Consider the following 23,567-nt stretch of genomic DNA (forward strand, 5'->3'; position numbering starts at 1 on the left):
CCGTTCCTGAGCCTCCACCGCCGAGCCACCGCAAAGCCACTGCTGAGCCCCCGCCGAGCCGCGCCTGGGCCGACCGCTGAGCCTCCGCCGAGCCGCGCCTGGGCCGACCGCTGAGCCGCGGCCGTGGCGCGGCTGAACACCGAGGGGCACCCCGGACGGCTCAGGCGGTGTAGCCGTCCGGGCGGACCAGGAGCGTGTCCCTCCGGTCGCTCGCCCAGTGGACGACGGCCGTGCGCTCGTCACCCGGTTCCGTCCGCCCGCGCGGCAGGACCCGTACGAACTTCCCGGCGCGCAGGGCCTCGTACATCCGTCCTTCCTGGAGCCGGATGTCGGGGACCCGCCTGACTCCCGGTCCGTACGCGTAGCCGATCCCGCTCAGCCTCCCGAGCAGACGGCGGGTGGCGGCGGCGGGCAGCCGGCCGACGGTGAGGGCGGCGACGGTACGCAGCGCGCGCCAGGCGGGGGTGTGCGCCATCGCGAAGCGCAGCATGCCGCCGCTGCTGCGGATCACGTCCCGGCCGATGGGGTGCCGCTCCGCGTGATAGGTGTCCAACAGCCCTTCCGCTTCCTGGCTGTTGATGACGGCGGCGAGCTTCCAGCCCAGGTTCGCGGCGTCCTGGAGGCCGGTGTTCATGCCCTGGCCGCCCACGGGCGAGTGGGTGTGCGCGGCGTCTCCCGCGAGCAGCACGCGGCCGACCCGGTACCGGGGGACCTGCCGCTCGTCGCTGTGGAACCGGGACGTCCAACGGGCGTCGTGCATACCGAAGTCGGTGCCGAAGACCCGCTCGACGACGGCGCGCACCTCGGCCAGGTCGACGGGCTCGTCATCGGCGGCGTCGGGGTGGACGCGGAGCCAGCCGCCCACGCGCCAGTAGCCGTCGCCGAACGGGGCGGCGAAGGCGACGGCCTGCCCCGAACCGTTGACCGCCACCGCGCGGGCCGGCTCCTCGGTCAGCCTGACGTCGGCGAGCACGATCGACTTGATCACGGAGTGGCCGGGGAAGGGCAGCCCGATCGCCTCCCGGACGGCGCTGTGGATGCCGTCCGCGCCCACCACGTAGGCGGAGCGAAGGGTTTCGGTGGTTCCGTCCTGACCGGCGAACTCGACCGTGACGCCCTCGTCGTCCTGCGAGACCCCGGTGACCCGCGCCCCGTGCCGGAAGGTGACCCCGTGCTCGACCGCGCGGCGCAGCAGGAGCTTCTCCACCTCGAACTGCGGTGTGGCCAGCAGATACGGGAAACGGGTACGGAGCCTGGAGAGGTCGAGGGCGAGCGAGCCGAAGAACCGCAGTTCGGTGACCTTGCGCCCGGTCGTGACGAGCTCGTCGGCGAGGCCCCTCGCGTCGAGCTGTTCCATGGTGCGGGCGTGCACGGCGAAGGCGCGGGTCAGGTTGCTGATGCCCGCGGGGCGCTTCTCGATGACGGTGACGGGCACGCCCGCGGCGGCGAGGTCGCCGGCGAGCAGCAGTCCTGTGGGTCCTGATCCAACGATGGTGACGGTGCCGTTCATGGTGGCCTCCCGTGGTCAACGCCAGTTGGTCAACGCTTGTGGGTCAACGACTGTGGGTCAACGCTTGTTGTCAACGGTAGAACCCTGCTCCTAGGCTGTCAACGCTTGTTGGCCTACGGCTGTTGGCCTCCGCTTGTTGGCCTTCGTCCGTTGGCCTACGGTTGTTGACATGACGCGAGACGCGAAGCAGGACCCGACGCCGGAACCGCGGTCCCGCCGCTCCGACACCACCCGCGCGAGCATTCTCACCGCGGCCCTCGAACGCTTCGCGGCCGATGGCTACGAACGAGCCACGATCAGGGCGATCGCCAAGGACGCGCGTATCGATCCGTCGATGGTGATGCGCTACTACGGCAACAAGGAGCAGCTCTTCGAGGCCGCCTGCACGGTCGACCTGCGCCTTCCCGATCTGTTGACGGTTCCCGAGGCGGAGGTGGGCCGCACGCTCGTGGGCCATTTCGTCGACCTCTGGGAGCAGAGCGGCGCCCTGACCGCGCTGCTCAGGGTCGGCGTCACCAACCAGGCGGGCGCGGAGCGCATGCAGGAGATCTTCAAGCAGCAGCTGCTGCCGCTGGCCGCCCGCATCTGCCCCGCCCCGACCACGGCCCCCGTACGCGCGGCCCTGGTCGCCTCCCAGATGCTCGGGATGGCACTGACCCGCTATGTGCTGCGGTTCCCGGTCACCGCCGCCATGACCCGTGACGAGATCACGGACTGGCTGGCCCCGACGGTCCAGCGCTACCTGACCGCCGAGAACCCGGCCGCAGGGGCCCCGGCCCCCGTACCGCCGTCCCCCGAACCGCCGAGTACACGCTGACGCGGCCCCAGGACGCCGGGCTCAGGCCAGGGCGTCGAGTGCCACCTCGGCGGCACCGGCGATGAGGGCGTCGTCGCGCTCCGCGTCCCGCGTGTCACGCCGGGAGAGTACGGCGATGGTGATCGGTGCGGCGTCGGGGGGCCACACGATGGCGATGTCGTTACGGGTGCCGTAGCCGCCGGTACCGGTCTTGTCGCCGACCTGCCAGCCCGCCGGGGCCCCGGCGCGGATGGTCCGGTCGCCGGTGGTGTTGCGCTTGAGCCAGTCGGTCAGCAGGGCGCGCTTGCCGGGGGAGAGGGCGTCGTCCAGGACGTAGGCGCGCAGATCGGTGGCGAGGGCGCGCGCGGTGCTGGTGTCGCGGAGGTCACCGGGCACGGCGTCGCTCAGCTCGACCTCGTAGCGGTCGCAGCGGGTGACGCGGTCACCGAGGGCGGCGAGCGCGCTCTGCAACCCGCGGGGGCCGCCGAGTTCACGGAAGAGCAGGTTGGCCGCACCGTTGTCGCTGTACCGGATGGCGGCGTCGCACAGCTCCCGCAGGGTCAGTCCGGCACCGACGTTCCGCTCGGTGACCGGCGAGTGTCCGACGGGCACCTCGCGCCCGTACCGTACGCGCCGGTCGAGCTGCTTGAGGGAGATCCTGTCCATGACGGCAGCGGCAAGGAGGGCCTTGCAGGTCGAGGCGTAGGCGAAGCGCTCGTCGGGCCGGTGGGTGACGTACCGGCCGGTGCCGGTGTCGAGCGCGTAGACGCCCAGCCGGGCATCGTACCTGCGCTCAAGTGCGCGGAAATCACGCCCGGTTCGACGCCCGGCCGGCCGCTCCGGACTGCCGGAGCCGGAGCCCGAGCCCGAGCCCGCGCCCGAGCCGGAGCCCGAGCCGGTTCCCGAGCCGGTAGGAGCCGCGCCTTCGGTCTGTCGCTGTCCGTCCCGCACCCGGCGAGGGGGAGCGCGGCGAGTCCCGTCAGGGAGGTGAGTGCGGCACGGCGGGGCACGCGAGTACGCATGGGTGGACGGACTTCCGTTCGTTCGTCGGGCCCCTCGGCGGGAGCGTCAACGGACCTACAGGGCAGGGGGAGCGTCAGCGGCGGAGGCCGCCGCGTCCACCAGGGCGTCGAGCGTGCCCGCCAGCTGCCGGCGGATCTCCGGATCGGTGCTGATCCCGTCCGCGCCGACGGTGTTCCGGTCGAGCGAGACCCGTACGCAGGCCGCGTCCACGACGGCCGCACCCGTGTAGCCGAGCACACTGCGAAGGGTCGCCGATGCCCCCTCACCCCGGCCGGGCGCGGCGGCGTTCAGCCAGGCGACGGGCTTGTCACCGATCTCGGTGCCGCCGACGGTCCAGTCGAGGAGGTTCTTGAACGACCCGGGCAGCGTCCCCGCGTACTCCGGCGTACAGATCAGCAGCGCGTCGGCGGCGTCGATCGCGGCCCGCATCTCCGTCACCGGCTTCGGCAGTGGATCGGTGTCGTCGTCGGGGTTGAAGTGGGGCAGCTCCCCCAGGCCCTCGTAGAAGACCGTGCGTACGGAGGCGGGGGCCACGTCCCCGGCGGTGCGCAGCACGGTCTCGTTGGAGGACCCGGCCCGCAGGCTGCCGGACAGCAGAAGGACTACGCGTGAGGTAGGCATGTCCTCAGAACTCCGGACGGCACCGGACTTGTTCCGTCAGCTCTGCGTGAGAAACGCGGCAGACCGGCACGGGTCGCACACCAGGACGTACCCGCAGCCTCCGCCGAAGTTGGCGGCGGTCGCACTGTCGTTGCCCTCCTCCAGATGCGCGACGAACGTCATGAGCTGCCCGCAGCCGGGGCACGCGGGCCACTGGTCCTCGTAGAACCAGTCCGCCTCACCGCCCAGCGACCCCAGCACCAGGCGCCCCCTGCCGCTGCGCAGGCGGTACTGCTCGCGTGCGTCGTTGTACGTGTCCTCGTCGACGGTCTCCAGCCTGATCGCCGAGACCGCGCCCAGCAGGGTCTCGCCCTCGGCCGGGACGGCTGCCGGTACCAGCCCCTCGCGCGGGAACAGAAAGGCCCGATTGCCTCCCTCGAAGGCCTCCCACTCCTCGCACAGGCCGGGGTCGTTCTCGCACTGGAACACGGACACCACCCCCTGCTCGACCGGCAGATGCGCCAGGAACTTCATCGCGCCGTCGCAGGTGTCGCAGTGCGGCCACGAGAAGTCCGCGGGGACGAGAGGTATCCCTCCGGTGCGCGGCTCGTCCGCCGTCTCGTCGGTCGTGCCGTTGTAGATCATCAGTGTCTGTGCCATGGGGCAGGAGCATACGGAGGGTATGTGACAACGGACCTGCGGCAGCGGACCTGTGACAGCGGACTCGTGGCTGCGGACTCGTGGCTACGGACCTGCGGCACCGGTCCCGCGACCCCTCAGGCAGGTACCGGCTCGATCCGCGACGCCCGCTTCCCGGCCCGGTCCAGGCTCAGGCGCACCAGCATGACGACCAGCGCGGCGACGGCGAATCCGGCTCCCGCCCAGGGCAGCCGGCGCGTACCGGCGGAGGAAATGACCCATCCGCCGACTGCGGTGCCGAGGGTGATGCCGAGATTGGAGAAGGAGATGAAGAGGCTGTTGCCGAACTCGGGGACGTCACGCGCGTCGCGGCCCAGCCAGCTCTGGGTGACGATGAGCCCGCCGGAGTGCACGGCTCCCCAGACCAGTACGCCCACGACCATCGGGGCGAACCGCGGCCCGATCGCGTAGACGAGTACGTAGACGAGCAGGCAGAGGACCGGATAGGCGAGCGCGGTACGGGTGAGGTTCCTCTGGAGCAGGCTGCCGAAGGCGAAGTTGCCGAGGATCATCACGATGCCGAAGGCCATCAGCATGGCGCTGACCCAGGAGCCGTTCATGCCGGTGACCTCGCCCAGGTACTCCGCGAAGTAGCCGTAGACGGAGAACATCGACGCGAAGATGAACACGACCGACGTGATGGTCAGCCACATCCGGGACTGCTTGAGGACGCTCAACTGGGTTCCGTACGAGACGCGTTGTCCGACCGGCATGTCCGGGAGCAGGCGCAGGATTCCGAGGAACGCGACGAGATTGACGAGCGCGGCGAACCAGAAGGCCGTGGAGAGCGACAGGTGCTCGGCGAGGTACGAGGTCAGCGGCACCCCGAAGGCGAACCCGACGGTGACACCGGCGAAGACGGTCGTCGTCGCCCGCGTGGCGGCCTTGGAGCCGTCCGGGTCCACCGCGTCGACCGCGCCCTCGCTGTCCTTGGTCATGGCCATGCGGGCGGCGGTGGCCAGCGCGACCGAGAAGAAGACCGGATGGAAGACGGCCGGGATGACGCGGAAGGCGAGCATCACCTCGTACTGGGTGGTGAGGGCGTACACGGCGTTGGAGAGGGCGAACACCGCGATCGCGGCGGCGAGCACCTTCTTGCGGTTGATCCCGGAGGCGAGCAGTGTGGTGAAGGGCCCGGTCACCGCGATGACCAGGGCGAACGCCCCGACGAGCCAGCCGGCGGTGGAGGGCTGGACGCCGAGCTCGGCGGAGAGCTGGGGGAGCACACCGACGATGCCCATCTCGGTGGTGATGATGCCGAACACGCCCAGGGCGAGCACCAGGACGGCGGCGGAGGTCTTTCTCATCACGGCCTTTCTTCAAATCTAGAAAAGTAGATACATTGAGCCGCAGGAACGACCTCGTGGGTGCGCGGGGTGTTACAGCTCGTCGCGTACGTGGGCGGCGAACTCGGCGATCACCGGCTCGTTGCGCCGGTAGTACGTCCACTTGCCGACGCGCTCCGAGGTGAGGAGGCCCGCGTCTCTGAGGGTCTGGAGGTAGCCGGACACCACGGACTGGGCGAGCCCGGCCCGCTTCTGGATGTCGCCCACGCATACGCCGATGTGGAAGCCCAGCCCCTGCTGCGTGTAGGAGTCCTCGTCGAAGTACTTCTCGGGGTCCTTCAGCCACTGCATGAACTGCAGCCGGGCAGGATTGGCGAGGGCCTTGTGCACGGCCAGGGGGTCCATGGGGGCGCCTCTCTGTGAATCCTTGATTCTTCGGGTCCTCGGGTCTTCGGGTCTCCGTGGGCCCACCGGCCTCACTGTATGCATCTAGCTTTCTCGATATGTAGGAGCAAGTCAAATCGCGCGTACGAACGCAATGGGCGGACAGGCGGCAGGCCCCCTGTCCTGTGGAGATCCCCCTGTCCTGCGGAGATCCCACCGGCGTACCACCGGCACGGCTCGCTCCGGCTGGCGTAAGTCCCGCTCGTGTGGTGGGAGATGGGACCGGTGCGGTACGGTGACGGGGTAATCACCCTCTGTGTGCGCGTAGGCGCATGGAGCGGCCCCCGATGGTGCGGGAACACCACACGAGGGCCTACACCACCAGTGCCACTGCGAGGCAACCGGAAATGCTGCGTCATGTTATCGCGCCCTCTTCGGGCTATACGAAGGCATCGAACAACGTCGTGCGTACGCGGCGGATGAGCAGCGATGCGAAGATCCTTCTCCTGTACGTCCAGGGCCTCCCCGAGTCCGCCAGGAACCGCCCCTTGAGCGAGCTGGCCAACCGGCTGGACATGACGGGCCGTTCGTACCAGCGGGCGAAGGGGCAGCTGATCGAGAACGGCTTCGTGCACGAGTGGAGGAGCCAGGGCGAGGGTGGCCGCTGGACCACCGAGCAGCTGTTCACGAACGTCCCCCTGACGAGCGCCGAGGCGGCGGCCCTGAGAGAGGGTCCCTCCGCGTTCTCACCACCGAGTGAGCAGTCTCCGACGGTCGGTCGGCCGACCCCTCGGCAGACCGCTGGCTATCAACCGGTAGAAGACAACAGAGATAAGACCACTTCCCACCCACCCTCCGAAGCGGAGCGGGACCCGCAGTCCACCGCAGACGCCCCGCAGCCCCCGAATCCCTCCCCGGCCTCTTCCCCGGCGCCATCCGAGACACCCTCATCCCCCACCCCGGCGGCTTCACCCTCCCCCTCCTCCTCCCTCTCCCTCTCCCCCTCCTCCTCCCCGAACCCGGCCCAACTGGCCCTGGCCGAACGCATCCTGCTCTCCCTGCGCCACACCCGCCGCGAACTGCACCTGGGAGTCCGTGAGGCGCGCGCCCTGGCGCAGGAGGCGGTGAAGTGGCTGGAACGCGGCCTGGGCGAAGCCGACCTCCGCCAGGCATTACTGGCCGAGCGCCCGGAGGGCGGCGTCCGCTCGGCGGTCGGCTTCCTCCGCTACCGCCTGACCCAGAAGTGCCCGGAACCCGCTCCCGTACCCGCACCCCGCCCCGCTTCCACCCCCGCCCCCTCCCCGGTCCGCGACCTGATCACCTGCGCGGGCTCGGGCTCCGGCTCGGGCTCCGACTCAGGCCCAGGCCCAGGCTCCGGCTCTGGCTCCGGCGAGGAGCACGTCTTCCGCCCCCTGGGCGACGAAACGGAATGCGCCGAGTGCCGCCGGGCCACGGCGTACGAGAACTGGCTCCAGGACACCGACACCCACTACTTCCCCGAAGGCACCCCCTGGCGCGAACGCTTCGCCACGGTAAGAGCCGCAGAAGGCCTCCCGCCAGCGGCGCCGCGGGGCGCGTGAGGCCCCGGGCAAGGGAAGCCGGTAGTCACGGCCGCCGCTCCCAGTAGTCCGCGAACGGCACGGCGGCTGCCAGAGCACGGTCACGGTAGGTCTGGTACTGGACGAGATCGCGGGCGGGAACCCGTTCGCCGCCGACAAAGGTGCCCTCGACGGTGTAGTGCATTCGGTACGCCTCCTGGTTGTCGAACAGCCAGAAGTCGTGGTCGGGCAGCCCTGTTGGGGCCTGCTCCGCCAAGTCGATGATGCCGATGGACTCCCCGGCCTTGGTGTTGCCGAGATAGGCGGCCAGTTCGTAGCGCAGATAGTCGGTCAAGGGCGAGCGCAGCACATGAACCCGGGACACCTGCTTGCCCTGATCCGTCATCGAGCGGACCCACGGGTTGTCGTCCCAGTCCGGCCCCATTTCTGCACCCGCCAGAAAGCGTTCGAACTCCTCCCGCTCCTCCGACACGTCGTAGACGGCCAGCGTCTCCAGCCGAAACGCGGTTCGTTCGAAGGTCTCGAAGAGCCGTCCGAACGCTTCACTTCCGAGCACGTAAGTACCCCTCATTCTCGCTGACTTGGCCACGAAATCGACTGTCGGTCTGGCGCTGCGGTGACTTCGGGAAGGTATCCATCGTCGCTATCGCCCAGGACGCCAGGGATGGTGTACGTGCTCACCGAAGGTGGTGGTGTCGGATGTAGGCCTGTTCTGTTCCCCATCGGGAGCGGTGAGCGCCTCGTACGGGTGGACAGGCGGATCCGTGGCCATCAGGGTTCCCTTCGTCCGCTGCACCGATGGGCGGCCCATCGGGCGGCGGCGTCGGCGAGGTCGCGCTTCCAGGAGACTTCGGGGGCGTCCGCCGCGATGCCGCTCCACAGTCGTTGCTGGGCGGTGGCGAACACATCGAGGGCGCGTGCGGGCGCGATTCGCCAGCCCGGGGTTTTCGCGGCCCACTGTTCGGCGCCGTGCGGGGAGTGGCCGGAGGCGACGAGCCGGACCACCCAGCACGCGGCGTCGATCCATGCGGCCCCCCGAGTCGGCCAGGCCCAGTCGACCACGCGGGCGGCGCCGTCGACGATCAGCACGTTGTCCGGGGTCCAGTCGGTGTGAAGCAAGGAGTCGCCGCAGAGGAGCTGGGCGTCTTCGGAGTTGTCGAGGTAGTCGGCGAAGCGCTGTTCGATCTGCTTGAGCTCGATGTCCGCCGGGGCGCGGACGGCCGCGAGCGCCGTGATCGCGTCGGCCGTGAGAGCGAGATCGGTGGATCCCGGGCTGTAGTCGGCGAGGCGGCCGTCCAGGTACTCGAAGCCGAGCAGGTTCCATTCGCCGTCGTCGATCCGCCAGAGGAGGCGCGGCGCGAGCGGGGCGACGTACGGGTTGATGGCGGCCTCGCGCCGCTGGGTCCAGACGCGGGGGTGATCGCAGCGCAGGCCCTTGACGAAGACGCGTCCGGCGCCGGTTTCCAGGGTTGCGGCGATCTCGCTGTTGAGACCCTTGTCCGCGGTCGTCGCGACGAGGACGGGACCGGTGTGGGCCGCGACGGCGTCGCGGGTGGCGGTGGGGAGGTCGTTCCAGTGCAGTCTCATGGTCACCACGGCGAGAGTGTATGGGCGGGGCAAGGCGTGAATCGGTTCCCGTGCGGGCCGCTCGAACACCCGCAGTGCCTCTGCTGGGCGCGGACTCGCAGCTCTGCTGATGCGTTCAGGAAGGGCGGCAGGCGTCATCTTCCTGCCACGTGGACCAAGGTGCCCGGACGGGGGCCGGCGCGGCATCCGGCACCCGACGAAGCGGCCGATGCGCCCCGGTGCGAGTCGTACGCTGAGTGGCGAAGGGTGGTGTCGCATGTCGGACGAACTCGCGGACAACCTAAGGAAGTACCGACGGGCGAGTGGGCTCAGCCAGGAGCAGCTCGCGCACCGGTCGGGGCTCTCGGTCGGGCCCATCCGCCGAATCGAGCAGGGCGCCGATGGGGTGCGGATGGAGACCCTTCATCAGATCGCCAGAGCCTTGGGAGTCAAGACGTCGGACCTGATGGCGGCCGGTCCGCCGGAGCCCGTCAGGCATGACGATCCGAACAGCCTGAATCTGCGCGAGTTGCGCATCGCGCTCACTCCGGCGATCGGCCTTGTCCCCGCGAGCGCGCCTGCCGGTGAGGAGCCGGACCTGCGTCGTCTTCGGCGCATGACACACGACCATGCGGTGCTGTACTTCGGTGACAGCTACAAGAGCATCGCGGCCGATCTGCCCGCGCTGATTCGCGCGGTGAGTGAGGCCGTTGCGTACTACGACTCGGGGCAGGACCACATCGAAGCCCTGGTCGCCCGATCGGAGGCGCTGCAACTGGTCGGTCGCTACCTGACGCAGATCCGTCAGTACGACCTCGCGCACGGTGCCATTCGGGAGGCCATCTCGGATGCGCGGAGGGCCGAGGCGCCGCTGACGGCCGCGTCGGGCGTCGGCGGTATGTGCTGGATGCTCATGCGTACCGAGCGCTTCGACGAGGCCGAAGAGATCGCTGTCGCGACGATGGACGTTGTCGAGCCAAAGATCAAAGGTGCCTCGCCCGACGAGTACGCGACGTGGGGAGGCCTGGCGATGGAAGGTGCGGCGGCGGCTGCCCGTAACAACCGTCCCGAAGAGGCGAAGGCGCTGCGCCGCGCCGCCGGTACCGCTGCCAGGGCCGTGGGTGCGGCGCACCGGAACCTTCTTCGCCACTGGTCGATGTTCGGTCCCGTGACCGCGTCCATGAAAGAGCTGGAGGACTTCATGATCGTCGGCGACGCGCGATCAGTGGTCCGCAAGTCGAGCGAGGAGGAGAGCCTCCAGCCCAAGAGCTGGAAGCGGCTCGGGAAGCCGAGCAGCAATGACGGAAATCGGTACCACCTCGACCTCGCGCGGGCTCAGGTGCGCACGGGTGACCCCACGGGCGCCATGGAGGAGCTGACCCGGCTCGACCGTGTGGCACCCGAGTGGTTCCGCCACCAGTCGTCGGCCGCGATCACCTTCGAGGAGATCACCAGGAAGCGCCGCACGCTCACGACGGAGATGCGGGAGGTGGGCACCCACTTGGGTGCCTTCGCGTAACTACACGACCGCAGTGCACTTCTGACGCTACGTCGACGCAAGTACATCGCAACGTGTCTGGTCGATCACACAGGGTGTCCCTAGCGTTGCTCCTGTCGGTGGTACGCGGCGGCCCGACCCGCGGGACGCGCCAGATGACCGCTGACGTCACGGGAGTAGTGGTCGGGATGGACAGCTGTCGCTTCGGTGTGGTTCGCAAGGCGTGGGCTCTGCCCTTCCTGGCGGAGCCCAAAGAGCTGGCCGCCCTGCGTCGAGTGATCCGGTTACACCTGGGGCTGTGGGGCCTGAGCTCGGTGGTCCGGGACGCACAGCTCTGCGTCTCCGAGCTGGCGGCGAACGTGATCAAGCACGTGGGGCCGGGTACGCCGGCCCGGCTGGCCGTTTCGATGAACGGGAGTCGCCTTCGTATCGAAGTGAGCGACCCGGACACACGCGTGCTTCCCGTCCTCCGTTCGGTCGCGGACGGATCGGAGGACGGGCGGGGGCTGGCCCTGGTGGACGGGGTCGCCGAGCGCTGGGGTGTCGACCTGCGCGGCGACTCCAAGGTCACCTGGTGCGAATTGGTCACCGGCCTGCGCTCGTCGGTCGACCATGCCGATGGGCCGCAGGTCGCCAAGGCCGAAGCGTTGCTGGGGCTGATGGGGGCGGTGGTCGAGCCGGAGGAGGTCTCGTACGGGCGGCTCGGGGTGGCGAGGGCGGAGGAGTCCGCGATCAACCTCATCGCGGACCTCCTCCACTGGCTACGGGCGCATGGGTGCGATCCGGACGGGGCCCTGGACCGTGCGCAGACGCACTTCGAGGCCGAGCTCGGCGAAGCCGTGTGAGCGATCCATCAGGATCGCACCGCCTCGCTGAAGAATCCGATGGAGGGATCCTCCGGAGTGCCGATCAGCAACGCCCGGTCGAGCAGCCCGTTGTTGTGCTCGCAACTGGTCTCGGGCAGGAGGACGCAGGCGTGGCAGGCCGCCAGGTTGATGCCGCCGACGCCGCTCGCCTCGGACTCCACACAGAGCGGGTCGGCCGAACACCACTGGGCCCGGACCAGCGCCGACCGCAGGGAGAGGGCCAGGTGGTCCGGTTCGCCCTGGGCGACCAGGCCGCCGAGGCTCCCCGCGGAGTCGCTCGTCGCCGTGGCGACGAGGATTCCCGCCATGGCGTCGTCCGCGTACAGGCGCTCGCGCAGGGACGCGGCGGGGTAACCGTCGTCCAGACTCCACTCGTTGATCAGCGCGTGCGCCAACGTGTGCAGGAGGACCATGCGCGGGGTGGCCGGCGAGTCGGGGACATCCGCCGGGTCCTGTGCGCGTTCCCGCATCATGCGCCGGTGGTTGGCGCGCAAGCGGTCCACTCTGGCCGCGACCGCGACGCTCCGTGCCCAGGAGTCCAGCCGCTGCTCGTCGAGCCGCAGGAAGACGCCTTCGCCCTGGACCTCCATGGCGGGCAGCCAGTCCATGTCGACGAGGGACAGCGCGGCCTCCTGGACGTCCGTGCGTGTCTCGGGTGTGTCGACCCGCGAGAACGCCTTGAGCGCACGGACCTCCCGCAGCCGCTTGACCAGCATCGGGCCTTCCAGCCCGTAGGGAGTCAGGACGGACGCGGAGGACCGGGGAGGTTCGCAGACGAACTGGTCCTCGTGGTCGGTCTCGCTCTCGGCACGGCCCGCGATCAGCCGTTCGTACTCCTGCTTCCGGAGCGCCGTGTAGGCGTCGTCCTTGACCGCTTCCTGGTCGGGTGCCACATCCTCGTGGTTCTCCCCTTCGAGAAGGGCGATGACCTTGTCGGCCGAGAAGTCGTACTTCTTGGTGAGGGCGACGGCCTTGAGGTAGACCATGATCCCATGGATGTCCCCGTCCGCGTACATCGTGCGGAGTTCGTCCATGTGCGGGGCGAGCCGGGCGAAGTGTCCGTCGCTCCACGGCGGGATCGACAGCGCCGTCCGCACGATGGGCTGCCAGGCCACGGACGAACCGCGCTGGAGCGTACGCGGACGCTCCGAGCAGGACTCGGCGGGAGCGTCCTTCAGCCAGGGGCGCCTGCCACCGCAGAACACCTTCAGATCGGACAGCGCGGTGCCGCGGAAGGCGCCCTCCATGGACACCTCGGGGATTCCGCAGGTGCAGGAGATCAGGATCGAGCGGAGCGAAGCGGTCCTGCCGCTGGTCCGCAGCCGCATCCGACCGCCGCACAGACCGGAGTCGCCCTCCTGACGATTCTTGCGGTGCGCCCACTTCCAGTACGGGAAGTCGTCGATGTGTCCCTTGGCGCAGGCCATGACGAAGCGCGAGGGGACGAGGTCCTCCCCGCAGTCTCCGCACTCGTTCTTCCCCGGCGGGGAGTTGAAGAGCCGAACATGCTGGAGGGACTGACAGGTCGGGCACGAGTGCCACAGGGGGAAGCGGCGGACGTGCACACCGTCCTTGCTCGTGTCGTCCGAAGCGGGCGGCAGGCGGAACGACTTCACCCCGAGCACCCGGGCCAACCGGTGCTCGTGGATCGTCGGCGCTCCACTGACGTTCCACGAGTCGATGCCGGTCACCATGAACGACTCGTTGTCGACGGCGACGAGCGAACCGACGCCGTACGTCGTGATCATCTGCGCCCTGCGGACGGAGCCCCGACGGGGATATCCGCGCTCGGGCGCACCGGCCCGGCGGCGCCGGGAGGGGGGAGGGGTCATCGGGTTGCCTCCATGAAGAGAGCGGACTCGGCGTCGACATCGCGCAGGCTCCACAGGGTGGGCCACGCCTCCTCGTTGTCGTCGTCGAACGCGCACAGCAGGGACGGTGTCCTCCGGCCCCGCTTGGGCTCGTAGGTGAGCTCGCCATGGAGCTCGGCCTCGTCGGACCACCACTCGACGAACTCGTCGAACGCGTCGGCCGTCGCCGCGTACTCGTCCGGGTCGACCGCCTGGACCCGGGCCAGGAGCGCCGTCCTGACGATCCGGTCCAGTTCGTCGCGGAACTCGTCGATCCGTCCGGCACCGTCGTCGGGTCGGGCCGCGGGGATCAGGATCCGGGCGAGCGCTACCACCACCGCGTGCAGACCGCGTTCCCGGGAGCGGGAGGAGAAGGGCGTCACGCTGGTCGACTCGACCTCGCGGTACAGCGCCGAGTGGAAGTGCTGGAAGCTCTCGTAGTGCGAACGGTCGCGCGAGCGGTTCGAGTTGAGCATCACGGCAACCAGGCCCGGGTGGCGGCGGCCGACCCGGCTCGTCGCCTGGATGTACTCGGCCGTGGTCTGCGGCTGCCCCATGACCGCCATCAGGCCGAGCCGGTCCACGTCGACACCGACCGAGATCATGTTGGTGGCCAGGAGGACATCCACGACATCGGGATGCGGCAGCCGTTGCTCGACCTGCTTGAGCCGCTTGGGCACCTCGCTGGAGTTCGCCCGACTGGTCAACTCGGTCTGCTCCAGGACCTTTCGCTGCTCGCAGCCGTCACGTTCGGCGAGGTAGCCGAGATAGGCGTCGACGTCGTCGTGGACCTGCAGCTCGGCGGCGGCCAACAGTCGAAGGCTGTTGAAGTAGCCGACGAGCGTCCAGTAGGCGTCGCGCACCTCATCGGTGGCTCCGGCCCGTGCCGCCCGGTGGAGGAGGTTGGCGTAGGTGCGGATGAGAAGCGTGGACTGGCTCGTGCTCGGAGTGAGCAGACCGACGTACTGGCGGCTCGCCTTGCGGTCCTTGGGCGTCTCCACGGCGAACCAGGAGTCGCGGGCGTCGATGCCCGCCGGCGGGAACTGGGCGACCTCGCGGGCGAACAGCTTCCTGCCCTGGTCCGAGGCCCGGCGGATCGTCGCGGTCGAGGCGATCACCTTCGGCTCGTCGGCCAGCAGGTCCACGGCCGTCTCGTACAGACCGGTGAGCGTGCCGAGGGGACCCGAGATGAGGTGCAGTTCGTCCTGGACGATCAGCTCCGGAGGCGGGGTTCCGTCGGAGCGGTCGCGGTTGAACAGCGCGGCCGTCTGCTCCCGCCACGGCATGGCGGCGAACTTGTCGACGGTGGCGATCACCAGCGTGGGGCGCGCGTCGTAGACCGCCTCGTCGATCAGATGGACCGGGAGCCCGTGGTGGAAGTCGCACCAGGTGTCCGGGCACCGGACGTGCATGCGCTTCGCCGGCTCGTCGACCTCGTACTGATGCGCGTCCATGCGGGTGCCGCACCACGGGCACGCGTGCAGTTGGACGGGATTCCTCTCCTGGAGCTCCTTCTCCTTCCGCAGTTGGGCCAGGCTCTCCTCGGCCACGGAGAGCTTGTTGGGCGTGGCCGACTGGCCGACCCACATGCCGATGGAGATGGGCTCCGTTCCCAACGTCCGTTCGTCGCCGAGACGGATCCGCTCCATGGCACAGATCAGAGCCGCCGCCCGTTCGAACTGTTGCAGGGTGAGCAGCCGCAGCGTGTACCGCATGAGGACCGTGACACCCCCACCGCGCTCCTTGAGCCGCATGCGCCGCAGGAAGGTGGTGAAGGCGATCAGGCCGAGGTACGCCTCGGTCTTGCCACCACCGGTGGGGAACCAGAGCAGGTCGGCGATCGAACGGTCCTCGTGACCGGGGTCCACGATCCCTTCGAGGCACAGGAGCATGAAGGAGATCTGGAACGGACGCCATCGCCCGACGGATTCGTCCGGGGAACCCTCCCGTCCCTTCTTCACCCACTCGCTGCGGGAGCGCTGCTGGGCCATCGCGCGGTTGGCCAGCCGGAACGCCCGCATTGCCTCGCTGTCGGTGCCGAGCACCCGGATGCCGCGACGCATCCGGGCGAGCGCCGTACGGCAGTGCTCGATCTGCGCGCGGGCCGGTGCTTCGTGCGGGGTGTCGCGAAACGCGCCCGATTCCGCCTCCTTGCGATCGATCCACTCGGCGTACGCGGCCATCAGATCGTTGAGCGCGGCCAGGATCTCGCTCTCGGGCCCGGTCGCCAGGCCCTGCATGGTGAGGGACGAATCGTCGATGTCGGGGTTGGAATCGGTCAGCAGCACATCGTGCGCCGGGACGAACTCGGTCCGTACGGTGTCGATGGCGGCGCGCTTCGTACGGGGCACCCCGATGGGCGGCGGCGTCCAGTCCCAGTCGGCCGAGCAGCCGTGTCCCACGGCGAAGGTCGGGGCGTGCCGGTGCAACAGCCTGCTCGTCGCCACCTCCGGGTCGATCACCCGCCGCTCGGAGGGGCGTTCGACGAAGCCCGGGGCGCCGGACTCCGTCGTGACGGTGAGGCGGGGCTGGTACAGGCAGAAGGCGTCCTGCAGCGCCCGCTTCCCCACCAGGTGCGAGTTGATCAACGTCACCGTCACGGTCACGGTCCCGCTCGCGGGGGCCACCGGCCGGACCACGACGTCGATGGCGACACCGGGGTGCAGATCGTCGACCCGATACCGACGGGGCACGGACACGTCGACGGTCTCCGGGCGCAGGGTCAGCAGGCGCCTGCGCCAGTTCTCCTTCTGCTCGGAGACGGTGCGGGCCTGGGCGCGTTCGGCGGCGACAGGACGTCCTTCGGCGTCGACCGGATCGTAGACGGCGGCTTCCGCGCGCACGACGAGGCGTCGCGAGACGGCGGGGTCGACGGCGAACGTCAGACCCATGGACGAGGGGCGCCGGTCGCCGACGTGGGCGACACCGAGGTCGGGGGCGGACTCCTCGATGTCCCTGCCCCTCCTCGCCAGCGGCACGTCGTCCAGACCCTCGTTCTCGGCCGCGTCCTCACCGAGGGCCCGCTCGGCGTCGTCGTCCGAGGCGCGCGGGAACAGCACCCCGATCGGATAGGTGGTGATCGGCGGGTCCTGTGTGAGGACCTCGTCGGGTGATCCCGGACCGAGCAGGTCCCTGCGGAGCTGTGCGACCAGGCCGTCCCGCAGCTCGTAGTGCGCGGAGTGCGGGTTCGTGTCGTCGGTCATGCGTCGTTGCCTTCCTGCGCGGTCTTCCCGGCTCGCCTGTACCGACCGAGTCCTGTCATACGGGGCACCGTCCAGATGCCGTGATCCCCCAGTCCGGCGCGGGCGCCGGAGGCGACGCTTCCGGCGACACTCTCCAGACAGTCCACCCGGAATCCTCCGATCTCCACCGGCCAGCTGACGTCCCAGGTCCTGCTGATCTTCAGAGAGGCGTGGAGATCCCTGCGGAAAAGCTCCGAGACGACCGCGATCGGTCGGTCCCCGTGAAGGACGGTGTACGGGGGGCTCTGGTCGGCGGCCACGGGCAGCCCGTGCTGGGCCCGCAGAACCAGCGAGTCACCGGGGGACACCGCCGACGCCATGTACTCCTGCACGCCCGCCGCGTCGTCGTCGAATCCGTCCGTGCCGGGCGGGTGCTCCCGGCACACGTCGCGTCCCGAGGCGGCGATGCCGTCACGGACGTACGACTTCCAACCGCCCAGGTACCAACGGTCGGTCGACCTGTCACGACGGATCAGCGCCGTGTCCGGCGCCGCGATACGGAACAGGTCGTCCCGCGGTCGGGTCATCGCGACGTAGAGCGAACGCGCCTCGGCCGCCGGGTCGACATGGGTGTGCTGCTTGCGCAACTCCACCATCGGGGCCGGGTCGAGCACGATCACCCGATCGAATTCCAGACCCTTGGCACGGTGCACGGTCGACACGACCAGGCCGGCGGGTTCGACGGCCGCCAGATCGTCCGGGAACCGGCCTTCGGCGACCAGCCGTCGCACGGCCGACACGTCCAGCAACCCCCTGGGGGCACGGGCGGCGCCCCGCAGGGAACGCCAGATCCTCGCACGGTCCCCGACCGGTGCCACCGGGCTCGCGGAGAGCAGCGCCAGGAAGCGTTCCTCGGTCAACGTGGTGCTGCCCGTCGCGCGCAGAACGGAGGCGACCCAGGCGGGAACGGGCCGATCCTGCAGGGCACGCTGCACCCGGTGCCGGACCCCGAGCGAGAACAGCTTGTCGGACAGCACGAGCGCCTGCCGATTGTCCCTGCAGAGGATCGCGCAGGTTCCCGGGTACGACTGCAGCGACTCGACGGTGAACGGGGCCTCCGGATCACCGAAATCGGGGCACGAACGAAGCAGGTCGGTCAGCTTCCGGTGGTAGTCCTCACCTGCGGCATCGGACTCCGCCGACTCCGAGGGCAGCCGCCGGAGCGCGTCGCCCAGGGCCAGCGCGGTGCGCGCCTCGTCCGTACGGGCCCGGAAGTTGGTGGAGAGATGCAGCTCCACCAGGTCGTCCGGATAGGAGGCGCGCAACCAGTCGAAGAAGTAGTTCGTCTCGGCCGCACGGGCATCCTCGTCCGACACCTGGAAGCCGAAGATCGCCTGGGCCCCGTCGCCCACCACGGTGAAGCCGCAGCTCTCCTGGAAGCGGTCCAGCAGGGTCTCCACCATGTCCCGCCGATCACCGACGAGGTCCTGGACCTCGTCGATCACCACGTGGGCGGGTGCGCCCTGCTCGCCCGCCTCGACCGCTCCTCGGAGAATGGCCTCGGTGGTCTCCCTGATCCGCTCGTCGAAACGGAGAACGCCCCAGTCACGGTCGGGCTGCTCGCTCCGCAGCACGCCGTACGCCCATGAGTCGAAGGTCTGGACCCTGACCCGACGGGCCTCGTGGGCATGCGCGGAGATCCGCTCGCGCAGCTCCCGGACCGCCGCACGGGAGAAGCTGAGAACCAGGATCTCACCGGCCTCCAGCGCCTCGTCCTCGTCACTCATCAGGGCGTCGAGACGTCGGACCAGGGTGTGTGTCTTGCCGGCGCCTGCGCCGGCCGTGACCAACAACCTGGTGTCCCAGGGGTGGTCGACCACCGCCTGCTGCTCCTCGGTGAGGGGCGGGCTGTCGAGGTAGGCGTCGGTCACTTGGCCCTCCACAGGTGCTCGAACTGCGTGAAGGCGAGCGCCTTGTCGTAATTGGTGATGTTGTCCCGGACGTTCAGGATGAGGCAGGTCTCCTTGCCTCCGTTGCCGGGACCACGCAGACCGCGACCGATCATCTGCTGGTACACGTTCGGGCTGTAGGTGGGGCGGGTGATGACGACGGCACGCGTGGCCGGCGCGTCGAACCCCTGCGTCAGAACACCGTAGTTGGTGAGAACGCGCACGCGACCCCGGCGGAAGTCGTCGATGCTCTTCCTGCGTTCGCCCGTCGGCGTGGCGGAGTCCACCGAGGCGGCGGTGATGCCCCGGTCCTTGAGCTTCGCGGCCAGGAACTTGGCGTGCGCGACGGACGTGGCGAAGACCAGCACCGGCCAGTCGGCGGGCATGGCCTCGATCTCTTCGAGGATGCGCCTGTTGCGGTCGTGGTCGTCGGCGAGACGCTGCTCGGCGGCCTTCGACAGCAGGCTCATCTGCTCGGCCCGCTCCTTCTCGTCGTTGGTCAACACGATGGTTCCACCGGTGAGTTCGCGGTGGTCCACCTTCGCCAGCATGCGCAGCTTCTGAAGCTCCGCGTACGGGTCGTCCGAGTCGAAGACCCCGTCGTCGAGCCGCTGCGCACCGAATCGCTGGACCAGTCGCCGGGTCTCCTCGTCGTTGGTGTTGCGGAACGGGGTGGCGGTGAGCCCGAGCAGGTGGCGACGTGTCTCGCGCGAGGTGAGACCGAGGTGCGCGAGGATCTCCGTGTACTGCGGAGAGATCGCCACATGCGCCTCGTCGACGATCACGAGGCACGCCTGTCGGAGCCAGGCGTACGCGTCCTCGCCCAGGCAGTTGCGGAGCTTCGCGTCCGTCGCGACCACGAGATGGGGGCGGTCGACGACCGGGCCGGCCTCGTTGGTCGTCCACAGCCTGCTGATCGTCAGCGGGGACTCGGCCCCCACCTTCGACCAGACGAAACTCCAGCTCTGGACCGCCTGTTCGCAGAGCTCCTCGGTCTGGGCGATCCAGAGAATGGGACCTTCCAGCTCGCCCATCTGCTTGACCCAACGAATGACCGCCTCGGCCGCCACCCGGGTCTTGCCCGCACCGGTGGGCAGCGACAGCATCCCGCGCTGCGGGGTGAACCGGTCCAGCATCGCGAAGACCTTCGTGGCCAGGCGTTCCTGGTAGTCGTGCAGACGGGGGAACTCCGTGGGGCCCGGAACCTCGACCCTCGGGGGCAACGAGGGGGTTCTGGTGCCGGCGAAGGAATCGGGGAAGCCGAACTCCGAGACGAACCTCACCGCGGACGAGGAGCCGGTGAAACCCGACGGGGCATGACTCGGATAGGCGGACAGGAGATCGCGGGTGTGTATGTGCAGGACGCTGTCACCGTGGGCGTTGTACGCCATCCGCGCGATGCGACGGGCCGACGGCTCGACGTCGCCGAGTTCGGCGCGCTCGCTCTCCATCAGGCCCGGCGGCAGACCCGCGCGCAACGCCGTCGCCCCGATGAGCAGTTCCAGCTTCTCCTCGACGCTCTCCGCCTCCCGGACCCGGCGGAGGGAAGCCTGGAGTTGCTGGTCGGCCTCCTGTCGCTCCTGTGCGTCGAGAACCGCTCGGCACCCCGCTTCCTTCAGCCCCCAGCGCAGTTCACGGTCCACCGCCACCAGCGCGGCCAGTCGGTTCTCGGGTTCGAGGACGAGCACGGTGGTGCCCTGGAGCGCGCTGCTCAGGGGGGTGGCCCGGGTGCCCTGCGGCGTACGGATCAGCTCCTCCAACTCGGAGCACGGCAGGAGCCGGTAGTTGTTCACCGAGTTGCCCATGCGCTGCCGGAGCGTGGGGAACTCGTCGTGCAGGAGGGTGGGCTCGCCGATACCCACATGACGGGTCTCCTTGCTGATCACGTCGGCGTAGCGCAGCATGCCCCACGTCTTGACCAGGAGCGCGGCGTCCTCCGGGCTTCCGGCGAAGAGGGCGGGCAGCTGCTCCGCGCGCAGCGCGCGATACTCCGCCTCGGTGGCCGCGACCGCGATCTCGTGGTCCTCGCGTGCGGACCACTCCGATCCGACGCGGCAACGGGTCGGTTCCCCCTCGGGGAAGTCGACTTCGAGGCGGGTCAGCATCACATAGGTGCGACCGACGAAGGTGTCGTCGTCGCTGGTGCCGAGCTGTTCGCGCAGACGGGTCCACTGCTTCGCGGGGACGTCCTCCACCACGGTCGGAAGGTGCAGCTTCCGGGCCTTCTCCGCACTGATGTCCGCGACGGGAAGGACATCCGCGTACGCGCGGAGCTGCGGGCCCACCGCGCCGGCGAGCGGCACGACACCCTGTGAGGTGGGGACTCGGCCGTGTCGGGCGAGCATCCATCGCAGGGGGGAGTAGACGGTCTTGCGTGTGGAGACCTGGACGCCGAACTGCATGTTCCAGGTGTCGATGACACCCGCGTCGGGCAGCGCCTTGACGAAAGCACCCCTGCCTTCCTCCGACAGCCGCTCCAGGAGATGCAGCGGCCCCCCGACGGGGGAGCCCTCCAGCTTGAGCCTGCTGAAGGAGGGGCGGCCGGCGCTGCTGCTCAACGTCCGGCAGTAGCTGTCGTACATGGCTGTGCGGTACTCCTCGTACCACTGCTCGTCCGCCGGACGGTGTCCGGTCGTCGGCAGCGCGCGCAGGCCGAACTCGTGGAAGACCATCCTGTCGTCGGAATGGAACTCCAGGTCCACGGCGACCGAGCCGTCCCGGCTGCCGTCCCCGGGTACTACGTCCCCGGGGAGCAGGCAGTCCCGCATGGGATGGAAGCGCCCGTCGACGGTCCGTACGTACAGGGTCGCCAACGGGTCGGCGACGCGGGCGGTGACCTCTCCGCTGACCTGACTGCCGCCGGCGCTGTGGAAAAGCTCCCAGAATCGTGACCAGTCCTGCGGACCGTAGTGGGCGAAGCCCTGTTCGAGGACGCCGATGAAGCGACCTCGGGAGTCCGCCTCGCGGATGCCGATCTCGTTGAGATCACTGATCAGGGACTGGTCCTCGGACAGCTTCTGATCGACGTACGTCGTTCCGTCCCGAAGCCCGTCCTGAACGGCCCTCCGGAAGACCTTGCCCACGACGGCGGGAACCATCCCGCTCTCCTCGGTGAGCACGATGCGCGCGGCGCGGGCCTCGGCCGCGAACGGGGACGCCTCACGGATCATCGCGGCCAGGATGCGGATCGCGACGGCGGACGCCTCGGCCGTGCCGTCGGCGACCAGCGCCTCCAGCCACTCCCGGACGGTCGCCCGGCCCTGGCGGGTCTCGTCGAGGACGTGTCCCACCTTTCCGGCGCGGAACTCGGCGGCCTCCACCGAGGGGTGGATCCAGTGCGTGGGGCGCCCGGGATAGGCGTTCCACATGCGGAGCCAGTCGAGCTTGAGCGCGACCTTTCCCACCGGGGCCGGGTGGACGCGCAGATCCCGGGGGACCCGCAGGACGCCGTCCTGATCGGGGAGCGAGGGCAGCTGGGCCGTCAACTTCCAGATCTGTTCGGTCAGATACTTGTCCGCCCAGTTCAGGGTCTCCGAATCCCGGGACCGGCCGGGCAGGAAGGGCAGATAGGCTCCCGGATCCTCGGCGGGGGCCAACCGCGGAAGCGATTCGACCACCAGCCGCGCCGCGACCTGGATGATCTCCTGGTTGAAGGGGCTGGAGTCCAGAAGGTTCTGTCTGTCCTCGTTTGTCTTCCAGGCGCCGTTGAGAATTCCGCCCAGGGTCATGGGGTACTTGGTCGGGAAGAACGACCAGAACTCGCCACGCCCCTTGGGGGCGGTCAGCACGGTGTCACCGGTGTACTCGGGAACGGCCCAGGCGATGTCGATCGTCCCCCGGTCGTGCATCTCGCCCGCGCTTGCCCTGGCCACCTCGGTGGGACGGTGGGCGTGCGAGAAGACCTTCCAGGTGGACCGAGCATCCGGCTTGCCGGTCCGCGCCTCGTGGACGGTGTGGACGAAGCCCTCGTGCTCGACCGTGATCTCACGGCGGACCTGCGGCATCGACCGACGGTCCTCCAGCACCACGGTCCCCACGTGGTGGGAGAAGAGCTGGAACCGCGCGGGGAACTCCCGCTGGATGTCGGACTTGCCGGCGGACGTGTGGATGTCGTGGCCGAGCCGTTCCGCGGCGCCCGGCAGCAGGGGAAGTCGCACCACGGTGGTGGCCCAGTCCAACAGGTCGGCCAGCACGGGATCCGCCGCGCGCTCCTTCGAGGCGTCCAGCGGACGGGCCATCCGCAGGACCGGTGCCTCGAACTCCTCGTCGGCCGCGCCCCCGCGCGCCTTCCTGATCTCCTCGTACGACCATCCCCGGTCGAATCCGAACGAGCCGGACGTGCTGAAGAATTGAGGAGTGTCGGTGACGGCCAGGATCGACTTCACACCGACCCCGAATCGGCCGATCTGGCCCCCGCGCTTCTTCGACACACCCATCCTGAGAATGGTCTCCGCGCCCTGAGCCGTGACCGCTGTTCCCTCGTTCGCACAGTAGAGGTGTGTGTTCGTGAGAACGACATGCACCTTCCCGCCGGGGGAGTCGGCGATCTCGTCGGCCGCATTCTGGACGAGCTCGAACAACTGCCGGTCCCCGTAGCCGCCCTGGGTGATCCGCCGCTCACCGTTGGCGTGTTCCAGGATCAGGCCCGGATCGACCTTGTAGGTCTCCAGGACACGCGTCGACTGCTCGATGATCGTCTGGATGACGGACGGGTCGCCCGAACCGCCCGTCACGTTGGGGTAATTCACAGTGAATCCATTTCATGGCCGTGAGCTGGATGAAACGCGGGAGGAGCCGGC

At 69.4% G+C, this 23,567-nt stretch carries 15 protein-coding genes and 1 pseudogene; 4 read left to right on the forward strand and 12 right to left on the reverse strand.

From position 1 onward, the window contains the following. Positions 1–160: 160 nt before the first annotated feature. Positions 161–1,510 (reverse strand): FAD-dependent oxidoreductase, encoded by a 1,350-nt coding sequence (locus ABT170_RS19800; protein ID WP_351868957.1) that lies wholly within the window; start codon positions 1,508–1,510, stop codon positions 161–163. A 169-nt stretch (positions 1,511–1,679) separates the two neighbouring features. On the opposite strand from ABT170_RS19800, the gene ABT170_RS19805 reads away from it, so the two are divergent. Continuing rightward, positions 1,680–2,327 (forward strand): TetR/AcrR family transcriptional regulator, encoded by a 648-nt coding sequence (locus tag ABT170_RS19805; RefSeq protein WP_351868960.1) that lies wholly within the window; start codon positions 1,680–1,682, stop codon positions 2,325–2,327. A gap of 21 nt (positions 2,328–2,348) precedes the next feature. Here ABT170_RS19805 and bla read toward each other — a convergent pair. The 5 genes and pseudogenes from bla to ABT170_RS19830 all read right to left on the reverse strand — a co-directional run bounded on the left by bla (position 2,349) and on the right by ABT170_RS19830 (position 6,319). Beyond that, positions 2,349–3,328 (reverse strand): annotated as a pseudogene (gene bla, locus ABT170_RS19810) (class A beta-lactamase). A 55-nt stretch (positions 3,329–3,383) separates the two neighbouring features. Next, the gene (locus ABT170_RS19815) at positions 3,384–3,950 is read right to left on the reverse strand and encodes an NADPH-dependent FMN reductase (protein WP_329944271.1); all 567 of its coding nucleotides are present in this window, start codon (positions 3,948–3,950) and stop codon (positions 3,384–3,386) included. 36 nt (positions 3,951–3,986) lie between these two features. Further along, the gene (locus tag ABT170_RS19820) at positions 3,987–4,589 is read right to left on the reverse strand and encodes a hypothetical protein (protein ID WP_329944272.1); all 603 of its coding nucleotides are present in this window, start codon (positions 4,587–4,589) and stop codon (positions 3,987–3,989) included. A 116-nt stretch (positions 4,590–4,705) separates the two neighbouring features. Further along, positions 4,706–5,935 (reverse strand): MFS transporter, encoded by a 1,230-nt coding sequence (locus ABT170_RS19825; protein WP_351868963.1) that lies wholly within the window; start codon positions 5,933–5,935, stop codon positions 4,706–4,708. Between the two features lie 72 nt (positions 5,936–6,007). Next, complete coding sequence (locus ABT170_RS19830) at positions 6,008–6,319, reverse strand: ArsR/SmtB family transcription factor (RefSeq protein ID WP_351868965.1); 312 nt, start codon at positions 6,317–6,319, stop codon at positions 6,008–6,010. Between the two features lie 386 nt (positions 6,320–6,705). Between ABT170_RS19830 and ABT170_RS19835 the strand changes: the two genes are divergently transcribed. Continuing rightward, a complete protein-coding gene (locus ABT170_RS19835) occupies positions 6,706–7,878 on the forward strand; it encodes a hypothetical protein (protein WP_351868968.1) in 1,173 nt (390 codons plus the stop codon). Between the two features lie 25 nt (positions 7,879–7,903). Here ABT170_RS19835 and ABT170_RS19840 read toward each other — a convergent pair whose 3' ends face one another. Together ABT170_RS19840 and ABT170_RS19845 are read right to left on the reverse strand one after the other, a co-directional pair. After that, the gene (locus tag ABT170_RS19840) at positions 7,904–8,413 is read right to left on the reverse strand and encodes a DUF6879 family protein (RefSeq protein WP_351868971.1); all 510 of its coding nucleotides are present in this window, start codon (positions 8,411–8,413) and stop codon (positions 7,904–7,906) included. A 215-nt stretch (positions 8,414–8,628) separates the two neighbouring features. After that, on the reverse strand, positions 8,629–9,444 hold the full coding sequence (locus ABT170_RS19845) for an aminoglycoside phosphotransferase (RefSeq protein ID WP_351869027.1): 816 nt from the start codon (positions 9,442–9,444) through the stop codon (positions 8,629–8,631). Between the two features lie 256 nt (positions 9,445–9,700). Here ABT170_RS19845 and ABT170_RS19850 point away from each other — a divergent pair, with 256 nt between their 5' ends. Then, the gene (locus ABT170_RS19850) at positions 9,701–10,942 is read left to right on the forward strand and encodes a helix-turn-helix domain-containing protein (RefSeq protein WP_351868974.1); all 1,242 of its coding nucleotides are present in this window, start codon (positions 9,701–9,703) and stop codon (positions 10,940–10,942) included. Positions 10,943–11,076: 134 nt separating this feature from the next. Further along, the gene (locus tag ABT170_RS19855; protein ID WP_351868977.1) at positions 11,077–11,766 is read left to right on the forward strand and encodes an ATP-binding protein; all 690 of its coding nucleotides are present in this window, start codon (positions 11,077–11,079) and stop codon (positions 11,764–11,766) included. 8 nt (positions 11,767–11,774) lie between these two features. Here the strand turns inward: ABT170_RS19855 and drmB are convergent, their stop codons facing one another. From drmB to ABT170_RS19875, 4 genes are read right to left on the reverse strand one after another with little or no spacing between them, the layout of a single operon-like run. Next, positions 11,775–13,619 carry a DrmB family protein gene (gene drmB, locus ABT170_RS19860; RefSeq protein ID WP_351868980.1) on the reverse strand — a complete coding sequence of 615 codons (1,845 nt, stop codon included), beginning with the start codon at positions 13,617–13,619 and terminating at the stop codon, positions 11,775–11,777. Then, entirely contained in the window at positions 13,616–16,840 is a 3,225-nt protein-coding gene (locus ABT170_RS19865) for a helicase-related protein (protein ID WP_329944284.1), read from the reverse strand. Before ABT170_RS19865 ends, drmB begins: the two co-directional genes overlap by 4 nt. Further along, on the reverse strand, positions 16,837–18,750 hold the full coding sequence (locus ABT170_RS19870; RefSeq protein ID WP_329944285.1) for a UvrD-helicase domain-containing protein: 1,914 nt from the start codon (positions 18,748–18,750) through the stop codon (positions 16,837–16,839). The genes ABT170_RS19865 and ABT170_RS19870 overlap by 4 nt, the downstream gene beginning before the upstream one ends. Further along, positions 18,747–23,516, reverse strand: coding sequence for a DEAD/DEAH box helicase (locus ABT170_RS19875; protein WP_351868984.1), 4,770 nt, complete (start codon positions 23,514–23,516; stop codon positions 18,747–18,749). Before ABT170_RS19875 ends, ABT170_RS19870 begins: the two co-directional genes overlap by 4 nt. Positions 23,517–23,567: the final 51 nt, after the last annotated feature.

This window comes from Streptomyces sp. NPDC001787, assembly GCF_040297465.1.
In the GTDB taxonomy this organism is placed as follows: Bacteria; Actinomycetota; Actinomycetes; order Streptomycetales; family Streptomycetaceae; genus Streptomyces.